This is a genomic window from Oricola cellulosilytica (assembly GCF_019966575.1).
GTDB lineage: Bacteria > Pseudomonadota > Alphaproteobacteria > Rhizobiales > Rhizobiaceae > Oricola > Oricola cellulosilytica.
This window is the reverse complement of sequence record NZ_JAINFK010000006.1, coordinates 26,112-43,973: the sequence shown is the minus strand read 5'-3', so window position 1 is coordinate 43,973 and position 17,862 is coordinate 26,112. Positions and strand designations below refer to the sequence as shown.

Below are 17,862 nucleotides of genomic sequence, written 5' to 3'. Positions count from 1 at the left end.
GGTCCTCATGCTGGACGCATCTCTGATCGCCGGATTGCCGCTATTTGCCGGAATGAGCCGGGAGGATCTGACGGCGTTAGTCGCAAAAGCCAATTCATTGCGTGTCGAGAAGGGGGCGAGGGTTTTTCACGCGGGAGAAGAGGCGCGGTCTTTCTTCGTTCTGTTAGACGGGCATATACGGGTGGTACGGACGACGCCCGCCGGCGAGCAGGTAATTGCCCGCTACATTTCGAGCGGCGAGCCGTTCGGCATCGCGCAAGCGATCGATCGTGACACTTATCCTGCCGATGCGGTTGCCGCCGTCGACTGCGTTATCCTTGCCTGGCCGTCAAGCTTTTGGAAGCAAGTCGTGGAACGCTATCCGTCCTTTGCGTCCAACATTTACAGAACGATAGGCGCGAGACTACAGGACGCCCAGGACCGGATCGTCGAAATGGCGACCGAACGCGTCGAGCAGCGCGTCGCCAACGCGATCATGAAACTGGCGGGTCAGAATGGTCGCAAAACTGATGAGGGCATCCTGATCGATTTTCCGATTTCCCGGCAGGACATTTCCGAAATGACCGGCACGACACTGCACACTGTGTCGCGCTTACTCAGCAGTTGGGAAAGTGAGGGGCTGGTGAAAAGCGGACGACAGAAAATTACGGTAACCGAGGGCCGCCGGCTGATGATGATCGCGGGCGGAACCTCGGGAGGATAACCGCCCACATCGAACAATTTCAGCCAAGCTGATCGAGCAGAGCCGCTGCGCCGGACTTGGTTGCCTTTCCGCGTTCGTCCTCGATATTCAGAGCCGTCACCTCGCCGTCGTCAACGATCATCGAATACCGCTTCGAGCGAACGCCGAGACCGGCCACGCCGAGATCAATGTCCATGCCCAACGCTTTCGTAAAGGCGCCGTCCCAGTCGGCGAGGAACTGAATCTTTCCGTCGGCCTTCGCCGCCTTCGCCCATGCCGACATAACGTGATGGTCGTTGACCGAAATGCAGACGATCTCGTCGATCCCGCTGGCGAGAATGGCGTCCCTGTTCTCAAGAAAGCCAGGTAGGTGGTTGAGCGAACATGTCGGTGTGAAAGCTCCGGGAACGCCGAAGAGCACCACCTTCCGGCCACCGAACAACTCGCTGGTCGAACTGTCGGCCGGACCGTCCGGGGTAACCGTTCTCAGGGTTGCGTCGGGAAGCTTCTCGCCGATGCTGATGGTCATGCCTGGTTCCTTGCAATCGTGGTTCGTCCGCTGACGGACATAGCCCAGCGCGCTGAAATGAGAAGGGGCTCGGCCAAATTTTGGCGGAGCGTGCCGGCCTACCGGTCAGGCGCAGGGAGGGAGATAGTGGTTTCCACGGTGTCGGCGCCATGGCGCGCAGCGATCACGAGATCGAACGCGCCGGCCTCCTCCGTGTCGAAAAGCGGTTGGACAGCAAACGTCGCCTCGACACCTGTGGCGGTTTGGACCGGCTTCTGGAAGGGGCGTTCCGTTCCGCCGGACACGAAGAGCGCCATTTCTTTCGAATTCGCATCGTCCGTTGACACTCGTATTTCCAGCGCGCCCGTTTCCGTCCAGCGTACGTTCCTGACCGACAGGGCATCCGAACTGTCGGGAGCTAGGGCGCCGTGCGCGGCAGAAACCAGCAGCCCCTGCAGTCGCTCGGATTGCCCGCCGGAAATCTCGATGTCCACCTTGGCGGTAAACGGAATGCAGACATCCTTGCAGATCCCGAGAAACACGTTGGCCTCGATGACGGCCGGCGGCGAGTCGGGGTCGATCCCAAAGGTAAGCGGCAGCGTCACCGGTTCCGTATAACCGGCCCACGCGCCGTAGGGGTCGTCGACCCAATGCGGTACGGGAAAGTCGATCCTCACTTCATCATGTGCACCGGACATGGCGGTTATCTGCGGCGGAACACCGGCGGAACCGGGCTCGCGCCAATAGGTTTTCCACCCCGGCACGAGATCGATCTGCAACGCACCGCGAAGCGAGGTGGAACCCGGCTGCACCGGCTCGGTGACGATGCGCAGGCGTCCGCCGTCGGTTTCCTGCCACTTCGACGCACCGGCCTGTGCAGGGCCAACGCTTAGAAAGCCGGCGACGGCGAGTGCGGCAAGGCGAAACGATGGATTCATGGCCCACACGTGACTCGCTAACGAGAAAATGGCAACCATTTCCTCGTTCCCCCACCTCACAACTCTTTGTGACACAAGGCTGATTTGCCTCCGGCAGACACGAATCGCAAAATTTGCTGGTCAAAATTCATGGCAATGGTACGCTTTCGGCATGGATTTGGCGGAAAACATGGAACTTTTGCAGAAAACCGGGCAGTTCGAAGGCAAATTTCTTGTCGCGACGCCCGGCCTCGCATCGTCGTTTTTCGCCCAGACGATCATCTATATCTGCGCCCACAACGAGGATGGCGCGATGGGATTCGTGGTCAACAAGGCGCGCGGCATGACCTTCTGCGACCTCGTTGAGCAAACAGACGTGTTTACCGAATGTTCAGTGCCGCAAATGGCCAGCGAAATTGCCTATACGCCGATCGGCCATGGCGGGCCGGTGGACGAGCATCGCGGTTTCGTACTGCACACGACTGACTATTGCGGCGAGTCCACGATACCGATTTCGGAGACGGTCTTTCTGACGTCGACGACCCAGGTGCTTCGCATGATCGCGAACGGGCAGGGGCCGCACCAGTGCGCCATCGCGCTCGGTTATTCCGGATGGGGCCCCGGACAGTTGGAAACGGAAATTCTCGAAAACTCGTGGCTGACGCTCGATGCCGATACCGGCCTCGTCTTCGATCAGGATCACGAGACGAAATATGACCGGCTGCTTCGCTCTTCAGGTATCCAGCCGGCCCATTTCGTCGCCGGCTACGGGCACGCCTGAGGGACATTCACCGGAACGCGTCACTCGGCTGCGGCGTCGTCTTTTACGAGCGGGTTTTGCGCGGCAACCATGTCAGTTGCCACGCTTCCGTTCACCGGCACGCCCGCGATAAAGCCCTGTATGTAACGGCATCCCATCTTCCGCAGTTTCACTAGGTCATCTTCGGTTTCGACGCCTTCCACCACCGTGGAAAGACCCAGATTGTCGGCCATCGAAATCACCGACTGAAGCAGTATATCGCGCTGCGCCCACTGATTGCGCACCAGCGACTGATCAAGCTTTATGGTGTCAAACGGAAACTTCGACAAATAGGCAAGCGACGAATAGCCCGTGCCGAAATCGTCCATAGCCAGTCCGATGCCGAGCGATTTCACCTTCTCCAGCACATGCGCATTGTGCTCGGGGTTCTGCATCAGCACGGTTTCGGTGATTTCTAGTCGGAGCGTGTGCTTGCGGTGCGCAAACCGCGCCTGCATGTTCGAGAGCGTGTTGGCGAAATCCCGGCCCATGACCTGCTGGCTCGACACGTTGACCGAAAGGAACAGGTCGGCATCGGGCAGCAGCACGTCCCAGTCCATGAGGCGGCGCATCGCCAGTTCAAGTGCATGGTTGCCGAGATCGACGATTAGCTCGGAACGTTCCGCCAGAGTAATAAATTCGGCCGGCTGGACTTCGCCGCGCCGCGGATGGTTCCAGCGCAGGAGCGCTTCGAAACCGGCAATGCTCAGGTCATCGGCCCGAACGATCGGCTGGTAGGCAAGGGAAATCTCGCCACGCTCGATCGCCCGGCGCAGGTCCGATTCCAGTTGCATCTTGTCGGAACCGGCCGTCCGGAACGCCGGACGGAAGGGCTCTACGCGGTCGCCGCCAAAGCGCTTCGCCTGGAAAAGGGCCAGTTCGGCATCCCCGAGCAGATCCTCGTGCTGGGCGCGCGCATGTGTCCACGTCGCCAAGCCGATCGACGCCGTCAGAATGATCTGCCGCTCGGCGAAACTGATCGGCGTCTTTATCGATTTCTTCACCGCGTCCGCGAAGTCGGCGATCCGCTCCGGATCGGTCTCTGAAAGAAGGATGATTCCGAACTGGTTGCCTGACAGCCGTGCGATCGTGTCGTGAGGACGCAAGAGGCGCCGCAGACGCCGGGCAATGGTGATGAGCAGCGTATCGCCCGCGGCCATGCCGATGCTTTCGTTCACCTGCCGGAAGCGGTCCATGTCGATGATCAGCGCGGTCGGCTTTATCGTCTCGTCGATATTCGCGAGCGCGATCGCGCTGCGCATCCGGTCCATGAACAGTTGCCTATTGGGAAGGCCGGTCAGATTGTCATGCACCGCATCGTGCAACAGCCGCTCTTCCGACCGTTTCTGGTCGCTAACATCAATGATCGTGCCGATGCAGCGGACGATCTCGCCGTTGGCCCCGATCACCGGCCGCGCACGCACTGAATACCAGTTGAAGTGGTTGTCCGGACCGCGCATCCGAATGTTCAGATCGATCTTGCCCCGGCGCTTCTCGACGACGGAATCGAGAGTAATTCTGAAACGGTCACGGTCGTCGCCATGGATGTGTGGCAGCCAGTTCTTCGGCGGCCCCTGGAACATCCCGTTTTCGAGCCCCATCACCGCCGCCAAATCCGGGGTTGTCGTCAGGCGGTCCCGCACCACGTCCCAGTCCCACACGATGCCGCCCGAACCACGCACGGCCAGCGCCTGCCGCTCGACGTTAGAGAGCAGGGTTTGCTGGAATGCTCCCCCCGAAAACGCGGTCTGCATGATGGTGAAGCCGATCAGCAGCACAACGAGCACGAGCCCCCCGGCCAGCGCCGGTTGGATGATGTCATTGTCGACAGCGCCAGAGATCGTGAGATAACCGGCCAGGATCCACGCGATCAGAAGCGACCACGCAGGCACGAGCATGATGGCGCGGTCGAAGCCGCGCCAGCTGAAGACGGCGATCAGCCCCAGCCCGAACACCGCGGTGATGGCGATCGAAATCCGCGCAATGCCCGCGGCGACGGGTGGGTCGTAAAACACCAGCGCGGACAAGGCGACGATGGCCAGTACCCAGGCGATCGCCCCGTAGCTCAGGTGGTCGTTCCAGCGATTGAGGTTGAGATAGGTGAAAATGAACAGGGCAAGTGTCGCCGCCAGCGATACTTCGCTCATGGCCCGCCACATGCGGATGTCGATAAGGGGAGCCTCGAAGAACCTTTCGATGAATCCGAAGTCGACGCAGATATAGGCCAGCGCAGCCCATGCGAGTGCGGCCGCGGCGGGGAACATCGACGTTCCTCGCACGACGAACAGGATCGTCAGGAACAGCGCCAGCAATCCCGCGATTCCCAGCACGATGCCGCGATAGAGCGTGTAGGAATTGACGATGTCCTTGTATTGATCCGCTTCCCACAGATAGACCTGCGGCAGGTTCGGCGACGCCAACTCCGCGACGAAAGTCACGACGGCCCCCGGATTAAGGGTTATCGAGAAGATGTCGGCATCGCTGCTCTCGACGCGGTCGAGCGCGAAACCCTCGCTCGGGGTGATCGAGACAATGCGGCGCGAACCGAGATCGGGCCAGAAGAAGTCCGAGCCGACCAGCCGGAAATGCGGGGCGACGATCAGCCGGTCGATCTGGGTGTCGGTCGTGTTCGCGAGGGCGAACACCGCCCAATGACCTTCCGTATCCTCTCGGGTCGCCTGGATCTCGATGGTGCGAACGATGCCGTCAGCACCGGGGGCGGTTGAAATCTGAAAGTTCTGTCCGCGATTGTGGTAAATCGTGACGGCTCCCGACAGATCAAGCGCTTCGGCGTTGCGGCTGATGCTGATCGGTTCCACTGCGCCCGCAGGCGCGGTAAGCAGCGTCAAACATAAGGAGAGGGCGGCAATGAACGCCGCGCAGACAAGCCGCAAGCCAAGCCCGTGGTGGCGCTCTCCAATGCCGGCATCTTTCGTCAAACTGCTTCACCCTGTTTCTGCGGCGTGTTGGCGCGTCCGTGGCGCGGATTGATCTGCGCGTAGAGCACGTGATCGCGCCAGATCCCGTTGATCTTCAGATAGGAACGCAGATACCCCTCGCGCGCGAATCCGGCTTTTTCGAGAATCCGGATCGAACGTGTATTGTCGGGGATACAGGCAGCTTCAAGGCGGTGCAATCCGCATGTGGAAAACGCGAAGCCGCACATCAGTTTCAGCGCTTCGCTCATCACCCCGTTACCTTTGTGGCGCACACCGATCCAGTAGCCGATCTGACCGCTTTGCGAAACGCCGCGGCGGACGTTTCCAAGCGTTATTCCACCCAGTATCGTGTCGTCGTCTTTCGAGCAGATGAAGAAGGGATAACCCGTTCCCGCCGAAATCTCCTGCTGATAGCGGCGGATGCGACCTCGAAAGGCGGAGCGTTGCAGGTCGTCAGAGGGCCAGGCCGGTTCCCAGGGCCGCAGAAAACTTTCGCTTTCGGAGCGCAGCGCGGCCCATTCAGAATGGTCGGCCAGTTCCGGGTACCGCAGATAGATGGATTCGCCGGAGACGATCCGCTGACGCGTTCCGCGAAAAGGAAAAGCAATCATGGGCGTATCCGGGGCGACCGCGCGGACAGCCGAATCAGCCGACTGCGAGACGCATGCCGCCGACGTTGGTTGCAGGTTTCTTTTCCATCGCCCCGGAGACCAGTTCGGTCCGGATCGAGCCGATATCCATCAACTGATCGACAGGACCGATGGCCGAGACGGTCGGCGGCGATTCCGTGAACAGCCGGTAGGCGAGATCACGGAGGCGTTCGACGGTTAGCTTGTCGAGACGATCCAGCAGCTCTTCGTTCGGGATGGGGCGTCCGAACAGCAGAATCTGCCTCGCAATCTGTCCGGCCCGGCTCGGCGCACTCTCACCCGACATCAACAGGCTCGCTCTGAATTGCGCCCGCGCACGGTCGAGTTCGGCAGGGCCGATGTCGTCGGCGGCGCGGCGCAATTCATGCAAAACCAGGCTGACGAGTTCCTCGATGTCGCCGGGTTCGGTGGCGGCATGAATTCCGAATATGCCGGTATCGGAAAATCCCCAGTGGAAGGCATAGATCGAGTAACAAAGTCCGCGCTTCTCGCGGATCTCCTGGAACAGGCGCGAAGACATTCCCCCGCCGAGAAGCATGGCGAGGACCTGCGACGCGTAGAAATCGCGCACGTGATAAGCACGCCCCTCGAACCCGAGGAGCAACTGCGTGTCCTGCAGCGGCCGGTGCTCCCGATAGTCGCCGCCGACATAGTGAGCCAAGGGCACTGCCTTGCCCTTCGGTTTTGCCCGGATGCCGGAAAAGTGTGTCTCGACGAGCCTGACGAACTCATCGTGATCGATCGCGCCGGCCGCAGCTATGACCATGCGCTCGCCGCAATATTCACGGTCGATGTAATGCCGGATCTGGTCGCTGGTAAAGGCCTTGATGGTGTCGCGGGTGCCCAGGATCGCCCGGCCTATGGGCTGATGCCGGAATGCTGCCTCGGTGAACCGGTCGAAGACCGCGTCGTCCGGCGTGTCGTTCGCCGCCCCCAGCTCCTGCAGGATGACGTGTTTCTCACGCTCCAGCTCGTCCTCGTCGAACTTCGAGTTCTGGAGGATGTCGGCCAGCAGATCCAACGCCAAAGGCACGTCGTTCTTGAGAACGCGAACGAAGTAGGAGGTTGTTTCGACGCTCGTCGCGGCGTTTATGTCACCGCCCACATTCTCGATCTCTTCGGCGATCGTCTGCGCCGTGCGCCGAACGGTGCCCTTGAAGGCCATGTGTTCCAGCAGATGGGCGACACCGTGTTCGTTTTCGAGTTCGTTGCGGGATCCGGCTTTGACCCAGACACCGAGCGCGACGCTTTCGACATGTTCGAACCGCTGGGTTGCAACGGTTATTCCGTTGGCGAGACGCGTCGTCTCTACTGTCATATACATCCTCCGTGGCCCGGCGGCTCAACGACCGCCGTACGCTCTTGTACACACTTGCAGACACGTGGTCACATCGCTGCGCGCGCATGCCGCAAAATGTGATCTTCCACTATTTTAAGGTCGGATGGAAGCGCCGTGAAACGCTCCTCGCGCTCCATCAGGCCGGAGAGCCAAGACGGCAGCGCCGGACCGATACCGGCCGCCTCTTCCACCGCCGCGGGAAACTTCGCCGGATGGGCGGTACCGAGCACCACAGTCGGGGCTGCCGCATCGCGGCGCGCTCCCGTGCGAGCGCGCGCGACATGCACGCCGATCGCCGTGTGGGGATCGAGCAGGTAGCCGGACCTTTCGTTCACCGAGCGGATCGTCTCGGCCGTCGTGTCGATATCGGCCCGCCCCGCGGCAAATCCCTCGCGGATGACGCCGAGCGTCTTTTCGGCAAGATCGAAGCGGCGGGCCTGCTTGAGCCCGGCCATGGCAGCGCGCACCTCTGCGGCGTTCCCGCCGCTGGCATCGTAAAGGAGACGCTCGAAGTTCGAAGAGATCTGAATATCCATCGACGGGGAAGTGGTCTTCACCACACCCCGCATTTCGTAGGCTCCCGTTTCAAGCGTGCGGGCCAGAATATCGTTGTCGTTGGTGGCGATGATGAGCGTCTCGACCGGTAAGCCCATGCGGCGCGCGACATGGCCGGCGAAGATGTCACCGAAATTGCCGGTTGGAACACAAAAGGAAATGGTGCGGTCGGGCGCGCCGAGCGACAGGGCCGACGTGAAATAATAGACCACCTGCGCCATGATCCGCGCCCAGTTGATCGAATTGACGCCCGACAGCCTCACGGCATCGCGGAACGAGGCGTGACCGAACATATCCTTAAGCAGCGCCTGGCAATCGTCGAAATTGCCGGCAATGGCAAGCGCGTGAACGTTCGCTGCGGTGCTGCCTGTCATCTGGCGCTGCTGGACCGGTGACACCCGCCCTTCGGGAAACAGGATGAAGATGTCGGTCCGGTCTCGGCCAGCAAAGGCCTCGATCGCCGCCCCGCCGGTATCGCCGGACGTCGCGCCGACGATAGTGGCGCGTTCGTCGCGCTCGCTCAGAACGTGGTCCATCAGCCGCCCGATGAGCTGCATCGCGACGTCTTTGAAGGCTAGGGTCGGACCATGAAAGAGTTCAAGGACGAATTCGTTCGGCCCGGTCTGGACAAGGGGGCAGATCGCTTCGTGGCGAAAGGTCGCGTAGGCGTCGCGGACAATCGATTCGAATGCTGAGCGGTCAATTTCGCCTTCAACGAAGGGCCACATGATCCGGAGGGCGATATCCGCATAACTTCCGCCGCGCAGGGCGCGGATGTCATCGGCCGAGAATTGCGGCCAGCTCTCGGGAACGTACAGCCCGCCATCCGGGGCCAGTCCGGCAAGCATGGTGTCGCAGAAGCCGAGCGCCGGGGCCTGGCCGCGTGTGCTGACGTATTTCACGGCAAAAAATCTCACGGTTCGTTGTGCGGCGATCCTATCGCGCCTCGTGGCGCGCTGCTTAACGGAAAACCGACAGGTTCTAAAGTCCCCCGGACGACCGTGCCTATCCCCTGCGCGCGCGGTTCGTGCCATTGACTAGGCTGGCAAAGGATTGGAATGTGCCCGCCGCCACCGCACGATCGCCATTTTTGTCCTGGCAATGGCGGGGGACGGTCGATGGACATTCTGAACGGCGGGTTGGTCATGCATTTCTACAGGACGGTGAATGTAAAAAGCGTGAGCGCGCTCCTGGGGTTGTTGGTGCTTGCAGCCTGTCAGACGGCGAAAGTGGACGACACGCTGGGTGATCCCGATGCTGAACTGACCGCCGACGACCTGCGCGCCTATTGTCCGCGCCCGGTACTGCGCGAGGGCACCGCCATTCTCCGGACCTTCACCCGGGGCAACGAAAACAATCCGGACGAGATCATTTATCAGGCGACGATCACCGATGTGACGCGGACCTGCCGGTATCGCGACGGCCTCCTATATATGTCCGTGGTCGCCGCGGGCAGGGTCGTCAACGGGCCGAAAGGCACAACAGGCAATCTCGAGCTTCCAGTTCGTGTCGCCATCAGCCATGGCGAGGATTTGCCCTATTCGCGGCTCGGCAAGATCAATGTCCCGATTTCGCCCGGCGGCGGGGCGACCCAGTTCATCTACAAGGACGAGCAGGTGTCGGTTCCCGCGCCGACGGAGCCGAGCCTGCAGGTTTTCGTCGGATTCGACGAGGGTCCTTATAACACTCCATGAGTCCCGGGACCAGCATCGCCCGGCCCTTGTTCGGCGCCGATCGATGCAGTCGCTACTCGGCGGCCATTGAACGGGTTTTCGGCGCTATGTTCTGATTGACGCGGAAAACATTGTCAGGGTCCCAGCGCCCCTTGATTTCCGCCAACCGGGCGTAGTTCGGCCCATACGTCGTTTGCAGGCCTTCGTCTTCGTCGTCGGGCAGGAAATTGACGTAGATCGTAGGCATCGCATTCGGCGCACTCGCGTCGAAGAACTCCCGTGCCCAGCGGATGCAATCGGCATCATCGGCAACATCCTGCCAGCGCGAGTGAACATTCATGACGAAGTTTGCTTCTCTACCGCCATACGCGGTCGCATCGACTGCAACGTCACCCATTGCGCCGCCCACGCTGGCAACAAATATCTCGCAGTCCGGGCTGGGCAATTTCCCGGCATACTTGATGAGGAGCTCGATGGTCGCGTCGGAGAGTTGGGAGAAATCGTGACTTTTCCAGTAATTGCGCGCCCCGGAAACGAGCAGGGGGTCAAACGCAGCCTGCCATCCGGTGAATGGATGCGGCGATATCACGTCTGCGATGGGAGTGCCGATGGCCCGCAACGGCGCCAGCGCAGCCTCCGCATCCTCCATCGGACCGGCATAGCACGCCGCCAGCACGACCACTTCGCGCCCGTGCCATTCCTCAGGAAGAAATGGCAGCGGAGGCGCCTTCCGTAACACCGTCCATGCGCTGACCTCGCGCGGCGCGGTTTTGACGAAATCGCGCCATGCTTTCAGGACCGTTTCGGCATCATCGAAAGGATGTACAATCAGCCCCGAAATGACTTCCGGGCCCATTTCATGGAGATTGAACCGGAAGCCTGTAACGACACCGAAATTGCCCCCGCCGCCGCGGAGAGCCCAGAACAGATCAGAATTTTCGTCTTCGGCGGCGCGTACCAGACGGCCCTCCGAAGTGACGACATCCGCAGCGACGAGATTGTCGATCGTCATGCCGAAAGACCGTGTTGTCCATCCGAAGCCGCCACCGAGCGTCAGACCGGATATTCCGGTTGTTGAATTGATGCCAGTCGGCACGACAAGGCCGTGTGTCTGAGTCTCAGCGTCCACATCGGAAAGCAGTGCGCCCGGTTCAACCCATGCCGTGCGCGATTCCGGGTCGACACGCACGGACCGCATCGAAGAAAGATCGATCATCAGGCCGCCATCGGCCACTGCCTTGCCGGCGATGTTGTGCCCCCCGGCCCTTACTGAAATCAGGAGTCCGTGTTCAACGGCGAAGCGAACGGCCTTGATGACATCGGACGGACCCTGGCAACGCACAATGATATCCGGGCGGCGATCGATTGTCCCGTTCCACACCGTGCGGGCAGTTTCATAATCCGGCTCGCCGGGTCTTGCGACCCTGCCGCGAAGGCCCGCATCGAGCGCCATCACCGCTTCCTCTGAAACTGACACTGGCGCACCGGAAAGATTCTTCATTGAAAACATGGTCATCAGCTTCTCCTCCAGCTTGGTCGGTTCGATGGGCAAAGCGCGTACAATGGTCAGCGAACAGACCAACCGCGGCAAGTACAGAAAATGCACTTGCGAACAGGGGTGCGGGGGGCTTTATTTACCTTACGGAAGATTGCGGGGAGGGCGGCATGACGATTACCGCAAGCTACGGCCAATTCTGCCCCGTGGCGATGGCCTCGGAAATATTGTGCAGCCGGTGGACACCGCTGATATTGCGAGAATTCATATGCGGCTCCACGCGTTTCAACGATCTGCGTCGGGGCCTGCCGCGCATATCGCCGGCACTTCTCTCGAAGCGCTTGAAAGAGATGGAGTCAGCTGGTCTCGTCGTCCACGACTGCGAGGGCAACTATCGTCTGACAGAATCAGGTCTCGCGCTCCGCCCCATCATTCTCGCTCTCGGGCACTGGGCGCAAAGCTGGCTTGAATCAGACGTATCCCTGAGAAATCTCGATCCTTCCCTGCTGATGTGGGATATGCGCCGCAACATTGAGGTCTCGCAGCTGCCTCAGGGGCGCAAAGTGATTCATTTCGTGTATCGGGATTTAGCGCCCAACAAGCAAAAACACTGGCTCGTAGTGGATGGGCAGGGGGTGGATCTCTGCTACATCGATCCCGGGTTCGACATCGACCTCTATGTTGAATGCGATCTCAAGACTATGACAATGATCTGGATGGGCTTGAGTACCATCGACGCAGAACGAAAAGCCGGTCGTCTCGACCTGGAAGGCGACCGGCAGCTCGCGATATCGATGCAAATATGGCTCGGACTGAGCAGCTTCGCCGGAACGCCGCAACGATCAGAGAATGCGGTGAAGCTCGCGCTCGCCAGTTGAGACGCGGGGACCTCCGATCAACTTCTTGGCATCCCGCTAACGCCCCTTTAACCCTGTTGGGTAACCATGCACCCGTTCTGTAATGCGTAACCCCCGGGTGTATCATGTCTGTCGTTCGCCTAGCCTCTGCGCGCGCCGCCGCGCCGAAACCCGCCGCCAACACCAACGCGAAGCCTGACTGGCTGGACACGATCATCAAGGGTGATTGCGTGGCGGCGCTTGACGCGCTTCCGGAGAAATCGATCGACGTCATCTTCGCCGACCCGCCCTACAACCTGCAACTCGAGGGCGACCTCCACAGGCCCGATCAGTCGAAGGTCGATGCTGTTGACGACCATTGGGACCAGTTCGAGTCCTTTCAGGCTTATGACGCGTTCACCCGCGCGTGGCTGTTGGCCGCCCGCCGGGTTCTCAAGCCGAACGGAACCATCTGGGTGATCGGCTCCTATCACAACATTTTCCGGGTCGGCGCCAGCCTCCAGGACATCGGCTTCTGGATCCTCAATGACGTGATCTGGCGCAAGACCAATCCGATGCCGAATTTCCGCGGCCGCCGCTTCCAGAACGCCCACGAAACGATGATCTGGGCGTCGCGCGACCAGAACGCCAAGGGCTATACCTTCAACTATGAGGCGCTGAAGGCTTCCAACGACGATCTTCAAATGCGTTCCGACTGGCTGTTTCCGATCTGCAACGGTGGAGAACGGCTGAAGAAGGACAATGGCGACAAGGTTCATCCGACGCAGAAGCCGGAGGCGCTTCTCGCGCGCATCCTGATGTCGTCGACGAAGCCCGGCGATGTGGTTCTCGACCCATTCTTCGGCTCTGGTACGACGGGTGCCGTCGCCAAGCGGCTCGGCCGGCATTTCGTCGGTATCGAACGCGAACAGGCCTATATCGATGCGGCGGCGGCCCGCATCGAGGCCGTCGAACCGGTCGACGCGGCGACCCTGAAACTGGTTACCAGCAAACGCGCCGAACCGCGGGTCGCGTTTTTGACCCTGGTCGAAAGCGGGCTGCTGCAGCCGGGCGCAGTGCTCACCGACGCCAGAAAACGTTGGGAGGCAACGGTGCAGGCGGACGGCTCGTTGGCCCATGGCGGCGAGCAGGCGTCGATCCACCGCATGGGCGCCAAGGTTCAGGGCCTGGACGCCTGCAATGGCTGGACATTCTGGCATTTCGAAAGCGGCTCGGGCCTTGAACCCATCGACGCGTTGCGCGCAGAGATCCGAAAGGGCATTGCGGCAGCAGGCGCGTGACGGTTATGCAGCGATCCCGACCGCCGCAAGATCGGCTCGCAGCTGTTCGGGTTCTTCGAACAAGATGGCGCGCCAGCCGTAGCCGCGCGCGGCAGCGACGTTTTTCTCGCTGTCATCGATGAACAGCGTGGCTTGCGGGTCGAGGCAGAAGCTTTCCGTGTGGAGCGCGTAAATCGCCGGATCAGGCTTTATGAGCTTGACGTCGCCGGAAACGGTGACGCCGCGCGATTGCTTCAGAAACGGGTACATTTCTTACGCCTCGCGAAACGTGTCTGACGCGAAATTCGTCAGCATCGTCACGTCGTGCCCCGCGGCGACGAGCGCATTGAGAATGGCGACGCTGCCGTCATAGGCGTGCGGCACCATCTCGCGCCAGTTCTGGCGAAAGGCGCGGATATTTTCTGCTTCGTCAGGAAAGGTGGCGATCAGCAGGTTCTCTGCTTCGGCCCAGCCTCGTCCGCGATCCTGCTCGACATTCCAGCCGGAGGAGCAGACCTCGGTCAGGAACCAGGTACGGCGGTCTTTGTCGGGAATGATGCGCCGGAAAGGCAATTCCGGGTCGTAGTGGATCAGGACCTTCCCGATGTCGAAGACGATGTGACGAATCTCGCTCAACTGTTTTCCGCCAGTTTGCTCTCGATGGCGAGAGCCAGAACCTTCTTCATGACGGTTGGCAACGCCTCGCCGCCGATCTCGTCCGATGCGCTCCACCATTGGCCGGCCTCGAGGGGTAATTCGGCGACCGCGTGATGAACGTCCAGTTCGAGCTCGAAATGGGTGAAGACGTGCCTGATGGAGCCGCAGCGGCGCCATCTCGATACGCCGGCGGGCGCCTCTGACGTATCCGTGGTTCCGTCCTGGCGCGCGGTCCAGGCGGTTGTCGGCACCTGCGTCATCCCGGCGAGGAGACCCGACCCGCCACGCCGCTCCAGCATCCAGCCCTTTTCTGGGTGCTCGATGACAAATGCGGCGCCGCGTCGGCGCGGCTTTGCTCTTCGGGGAGCCTTGACCGGAAATGTTTCCGGATCCCCCGTCGCCAGCGCCCTGCACATGCGGCGCACGGGGCAATGCATGCAGGCGGGACGCTTCGGGGTGCAAAGCGTCGCGCCGAGATCCATCATCGCCTGCGCGAAGTCGCCGGGCCGCGCGGGATCGAGCATCAGCGCTGCCTTGGCCCGAATCTCCTTCTTTGCCACCGGCAGCGGTGTATCAATACGGTGGAGGCGCGAGACCACTCTCTCGACATTGCCGTCAACGACGGGAACGGCTTCGCCGAACGCAATCGCGGCGATAGCCGCGCTTGTGTAGTCGCCGATCCCGGGCAATTCGCGCAGGGCAGTGGCGGTCTGCGGAAAGCGTCCGGCGTGTTCGCGAACCACCGCGTCGGCGCATCTCTTCAGGTTGCGCGCGCGCGAATAGTATCCAAGCCCCGCCCACGCCTTGAGGACATCCTGCTCGTCCGCACTTGCGAGGCTCTCGATGTCCGGCCACATTTCGGTGAATTTGCGAAAATAGGCCTTCACTGCCGCGACAGTTGTCTGTTGAAGCATGATCTCTGACAGCCAGACGCGATAGGGATCGGGGCGCACGCCCTTTGCTATCCGTGCAGGTCCGATGCGCCACGGCAGGTCGCGTGCATGGCGATCGTACCATTCGAGCAGGGCGGCAGAAGTCGGCATTGTCTTGCCGCCTGGATTGTGAAACGGATGGTTCATGGACAATGTCATGCGCGAACAGGGGCGGGGAGATCAAGCATACGCTTTGACCCTGCCCCTAGTTTTCGATCCGCGCCGGATCATGTCGGCCCTTGCGCCCATGAATGGCTTCGACCGCAACAATCGTATCTGGCTGTTTCTGGTGGGCGCAGCCGCGCCAGCGTTCGGCAGCACGCTTTCTGTCGTGCTGTGGTGCGCTTTCGTTTGGGCAGTGATTTCGTTGGCTCTGCGGCGGTTCCCCTTTCGCATTGACCGATGGGTCGCCACCGCGGCTACCGCGGCAGGTCTCTATGCGAGCGTCAAGATCGGGTTCGCGCTGGCGCACAATGGCTTGGAACGGTTTTCCGTGCTGTCGACGACCTTTGTGTTTTTTGCCCCGCTGGTGGTCGGGATCAGGCTACGCCTGACCCCGTACCGCGAAGTGCTGGACTTGTTCGTGCTGGCATGCGGATTTTCCGTTGTCATCGCAGCGCCCGTCGCCGCCTATCAGGTGATGACGATAGGTCTCCGCGCCGACGCCTGGTGCGGAAATCCCGGCATATTCGCCGTCATGTCTCTTCTGTTCGGATCGATCGGCACGCTGAACACTCTTTCGCCGTGGCCGGCGCGCCGCTGGCTAGGCGCTCTGGCCTATCTCGCGATGCTGTTCTGCGTCATCGCCTCCGGGATGCGCGCTGTCTGGATTGCCATTCCGCTGGTCACGGCGGTGCTGGTCTGGGCGTCGTCACGCACCTTGTCACGCTCTGTCCTGCGGCGAGGCCTTTTGGCCGCGTCTGCAATCGTCGTGGCTGGCCTCACGTTCGCCGCCCAGCCGATTATGGATCGCGTCGGTATGTTCGGTCAGGACATCGAATTGATGCAGTCTTCAGACGACTACGATTCCTCCACGGGCCGCCGTATCCTGATGCTCGCGGGCGGCTGGCGGGCCGTGAAGGAAGCGCCGTGGACAGGGTACGGCCTGACGGCCCGAATGGACGCTGTAGCCGCTTATCTCGATCCTGAGGATAACAGTCTTGTCGGCTTCACTCATCCGCATAACGGTTATCTGGCGGCGTTGCTCGATGCGGGCATATTCGGTCTTGTGGCCCTGCTTGTATTGCTTGGCGCCCCGGTTGCGCTCGCGCTGGCAAGCCCCAACGACAAGGGCAGGACGGCTCGCATTGCGATCGGGGCGATCCTGACGCTGACCTATGCGATCACCGGGGCGCCGGGAATCATGTTCGAACACGACTTGATGGACAGCGCGTTCGTTGCCACACTGATCGTACTCGCATGTTCGATGGCGCCGCCGGGTGTCGAGTCGGGGCAGGGAGCCGGAACCGTTGGGCAAATCGCCTGAACAAAGCGGACACAGACCGTCCAAGTGGCGCGGCAAGCCGGAACAGGTCGGCGGCCTGGTGTCGGCGGTACTCGATCCGGTCCTGGCTCGGCGTGCGGGAATGACCTCCGCGCTGCTGGGCGCCTGGCCGGAGATCGTGTCGGGGCGCTTGGCCGATACAACCAGGCCGCAAAAGATCAACTGGCCCCGCCGCGCAAGCGAGGACGACCCCTTCAAGCCGGCAACGCTCGTCGTGGCCGCCGAGGGCATGGCGGCTCTGCATCTCCAGCATCAAACGGGCGAGATCATCCAGAGGGTGAACGCCTTCTTTGGGTTTGAGGCGGTCGACCGGCTACAGCTGGTGCATAAAGCTGTTGCGCCCGCGCACAAACCGCCGCGCCGCGCCGCACCGTTGCCGCGGGAGGCAGAGGAAAGGCTCAAGGCGCTTGCCGATGGCATCGAGGACGAGGCGTTGCGCGAGGCGCTGATCCGGCTTGGGCGCAGCGTGAAGCGGGAAAGAGGCTGAACACAGTCCGCGTCGAGCGGTTGGTGGGCGGCTCCTGAGAATGATAGCGCTGACGTCCGACGCGGTTGCCAGCTCCGTTCTGATGTGGTTGGTCGCGGCGATGAGGCGTGACGTGGAAAGCGGCGAAAAGCCGTTCTGGCAAACCAAGTCCCTTGGCGAGATGTCGCCGGATGAGTGGGAGAGCCTGTGCGACGGCTGCGGCAAGTGCTGCATGTCCAAGCTGATCGACGACGACACCGACGAGATCCATTTCACCACCGTGGCTTGCCGCCTGTTCAACGAAAATACCTGCCGCTGCGCCGACTACCTCAACCGGCAGGCGATCGTGCCTGACTGCGTTCGACTGACACCCGAAAATGTCGGCGAGATCGAGTGGCTGCCCTCGACCTGCGCCTATCGGCTTCTGGCAGAGGGCCGGCCATTGTATGACTGGCATCCGTTGGTCAGCGGCGATCCGGCCTCGGTACACGAGGCGTCGATGTCGATGCGCGGGCGGGTGAGCGCTCATGAGCAGGAGATCGCCCATGAAGGGGAATATCTCGACCACATCATCGAGGATGGGCTCTGAACTCGCCATTCGCCGGGCTGGGCCTGACGATGCAGTTGCGC

The 17,862-nt window shown here is 61.4% G+C and carries 16 protein-coding genes and 1 pseudogene; 8 read left to right on the top strand and 9 right to left on the bottom strand.

The window, feature by feature from the left end; translation table 11 throughout:
* Nucleotides 1-7: 7 nt before the first annotated feature.
* Nucleotides 8-703, top strand: a complete 696-nt coding sequence (locus LC298_RS14630) for a Crp/Fnr family transcriptional regulator (RefSeq protein WP_131569771.1) — start codon at nucleotides 8-10, stop codon at nucleotides 701-703.
* 19 nt (nucleotides 704-722) lie between these two features.
* On the opposite strand, the gene LC298_RS14625 is transcribed toward LC298_RS14630, so the two are convergent.
* Complete coding sequence (locus LC298_RS14625) at nucleotides 723-1,211, bottom strand: peroxiredoxin (RefSeq protein WP_131569773.1); 489 nt, start codon at nucleotides 1,209-1,211, stop codon at nucleotides 723-725.
* A gap of 98 nt (nucleotides 1,212-1,309) precedes the next feature.
* Complete coding sequence (locus LC298_RS14620) at nucleotides 1,310-2,128, bottom strand: protein-disulfide reductase DsbD domain-containing protein (protein ID WP_158284782.1); 819 nt, start codon at nucleotides 2,126-2,128, stop codon at nucleotides 1,310-1,312.
* Between the two features lie 169 nt (nucleotides 2,129-2,297).
* Between LC298_RS14620 and LC298_RS14615 the strand changes: the two genes are divergently transcribed.
* Nucleotides 2,298-2,888, top strand: a complete 591-nt coding sequence (locus tag LC298_RS14615) for a YqgE/AlgH family protein (RefSeq protein WP_158284783.1) — start codon at nucleotides 2,298-2,300, stop codon at nucleotides 2,886-2,888.
* A 20-nt stretch (nucleotides 2,889-2,908) separates the two neighbouring features.
* Here the strand turns inward: LC298_RS14615 and LC298_RS14610 are convergent, their stop codons facing one another.
* The 4 genes from LC298_RS14610 to thrC all read right to left on the bottom strand — a co-directional run bounded on the left by LC298_RS14610 (nucleotide 2,909) and on the right by thrC (nucleotide 9,291).
* Entirely contained in the window at nucleotides 2,909-5,800 is a 2,892-nt protein-coding gene (locus LC298_RS14610) for a putative bifunctional diguanylate cyclase/phosphodiesterase (RefSeq protein WP_131569880.1), read from the bottom strand.
* A gap of 41 nt (nucleotides 5,801-5,841) precedes the next feature.
* On the bottom strand, nucleotides 5,842-6,456 hold the full coding sequence (locus LC298_RS14605) for a GNAT family N-acetyltransferase (protein ID WP_131569779.1): 615 nt from the start codon (nucleotides 6,454-6,456) through the stop codon (nucleotides 5,842-5,844).
* A 34-nt stretch (nucleotides 6,457-6,490) separates the two neighbouring features.
* Nucleotides 6,491-7,813, bottom strand: coding sequence for a M16 family metallopeptidase (locus LC298_RS14600; RefSeq protein ID WP_131569781.1), 1,323 nt, complete (start codon nucleotides 7,811-7,813; stop codon nucleotides 6,491-6,493).
* Between the two features lie 68 nt (nucleotides 7,814-7,881).
* Nucleotides 7,882-9,291, bottom strand: a complete 1,410-nt coding sequence (gene thrC, locus LC298_RS14595; protein ID WP_199223305.1) for a threonine synthase — start codon at nucleotides 9,289-9,291, stop codon at nucleotides 7,882-7,884.
* Nucleotides 9,292-9,507: 216 nt separating this feature from the next.
* On the opposite strand from thrC, the gene LC298_RS14590 reads away from it, so the two are divergent.
* Nucleotides 9,508-10,083 carry a hypothetical protein gene (locus LC298_RS14590; RefSeq protein ID WP_131569785.1) on the top strand — a complete coding sequence of 192 codons (576 nt, stop codon included), beginning with the start codon at nucleotides 9,508-9,510 and terminating at the stop codon, nucleotides 10,081-10,083.
* A gap of 52 nt (nucleotides 10,084-10,135) precedes the next feature.
* On the opposite strand, the gene LC298_RS14585 is transcribed toward LC298_RS14590, so the two are convergent.
* A complete protein-coding gene (locus tag LC298_RS14585; RefSeq protein WP_131569787.1) occupies nucleotides 10,136-11,578 on the bottom strand; it encodes an FAD-binding oxidoreductase in 1,443 nt (480 codons plus the stop codon).
* A 149-nt stretch (nucleotides 11,579-11,727) separates the two neighbouring features.
* On the opposite strand from LC298_RS14585, the gene LC298_RS14580 reads away from it, so the two are divergent.
* Nucleotides 11,728-12,435: a winged helix-turn-helix transcriptional regulator gene (locus tag LC298_RS14580; RefSeq protein WP_131569789.1), complete on the top strand. Its 708-nt coding sequence runs from the start codon at nucleotides 11,728-11,730 to the stop codon at nucleotides 12,433-12,435.
* 104 nt (nucleotides 12,436-12,539) lie between these two features.
* Nucleotides 12,540-13,694, top strand: a complete 1,155-nt coding sequence (locus LC298_RS14575; RefSeq protein WP_131569791.1) for a site-specific DNA-methyltransferase — start codon at nucleotides 12,540-12,542, stop codon at nucleotides 13,692-13,694.
* Nucleotides 13,695-13,697: 3 nt separating this feature from the next.
* On the opposite strand, the pseudogene LC298_RS14570 reads toward LC298_RS14575, so the two are convergent.
* Both LC298_RS14570 and mutY read right to left on the bottom strand, forming a co-directional pair.
* Nucleotides 13,698-14,309: pseudogene (locus LC298_RS14570) on the bottom strand (HAD family hydrolase).
* A complete protein-coding gene (mutY, locus tag LC298_RS14565; protein WP_244596590.1) occupies nucleotides 14,306-15,409 on the bottom strand; it encodes an A/G-specific adenine glycosylase in 1,104 nt (367 codons plus the stop codon). The pseudogene LC298_RS14570 and the gene mutY overlap by 4 nt, the downstream one beginning before the upstream one ends.
* Between mutY and LC298_RS14560 the strand changes: the two genes are divergently transcribed.
* From LC298_RS14560 to LC298_RS14550, 3 genes are all read left to right on the top strand, one after another.
* Nucleotides 15,408-16,748 (top strand): O-antigen ligase family protein, encoded by a 1,341-nt coding sequence (locus LC298_RS14560; protein WP_131569795.1) that lies wholly within the window; start codon nucleotides 15,408-15,410, stop codon nucleotides 16,746-16,748. The two genes, mutY and LC298_RS14560, sit on opposite strands and share 2 nt — an antisense overlap.
* The gene (locus LC298_RS14555; RefSeq protein WP_428982300.1) at nucleotides 16,702-17,253 is read left to right on the top strand and encodes a DUF721 domain-containing protein; all 552 of its coding nucleotides are present in this window, start codon (nucleotides 16,702-16,704) and stop codon (nucleotides 17,251-17,253) included. Before LC298_RS14560 ends, LC298_RS14555 begins: the two co-directional genes overlap by 47 nt.
* A gap of 100 nt (nucleotides 17,254-17,353) precedes the next feature.
* Entirely contained in the window at nucleotides 17,354-17,821 is a 468-nt protein-coding gene (locus LC298_RS14550) for a YcgN family cysteine cluster protein (RefSeq protein WP_131569884.1), read from the top strand.
* Nucleotides 17,822-17,862 lie beyond the last annotated feature (41 nt).